A 466-nucleotide genomic window follows, 5' to 3' on the forward strand; every position below is an offset into this window, starting at 1 on the left:
GAGCTGGAGTTCCGCCGCATGTTCAGCAACGAGGCCGATCCGCTGAACTGCTTCGTCGACATCCAGGCCGGCGCCGGCGGCACCGAGGCCTGCGACTGGGCCGGCATGCTGCTGCGCCAGTACCTGAAGTACGCCGAGCGCAAGGGCTTCAAGGCCAGCGTGGAAGAAGAGACCCCGGGCGACGTGGCGGGCATCAAGAGCGCCACGATCAAGATCGAGGGCGAGTACGCCTACGGCCTGCTGCGCACCGAGACCGGCGTGCACCGCCTGGTGCGCAAGAGCCCGTTCGACTCCTCCGGCGGCCGCCACACGAGCTTCGCATCGCTCTTCGTCTATCCGGAGATCGACGACTCGATCGAGATCAACATCAACCCGGCCGACGTGCGCACGGATACCTACCGCGCATCGGGCGCGGGCGGCCAGCACATCAACAAGACCGATTCGGCCGTGCGCCTCACGCACATTC

At 66.7% G+C, this 466-nt stretch carries 1 protein-coding gene; it reads left to right on the top strand.

What is annotated here, in order from left to right:
• Positions 1-466, top strand: a 466-nt coding sequence (locus F8M74_RS37225) for a PCRF domain-containing protein (protein ID WP_163884764.1), incomplete at both ends; no start/stop codon positions are given.

The organism is Myxococcus sp. CA023 (assembly GCF_010998615.1).
GTDB lineage: Bacteria > Myxococcota > Myxococcia > Myxococcales > Myxococcaceae > Myxococcus.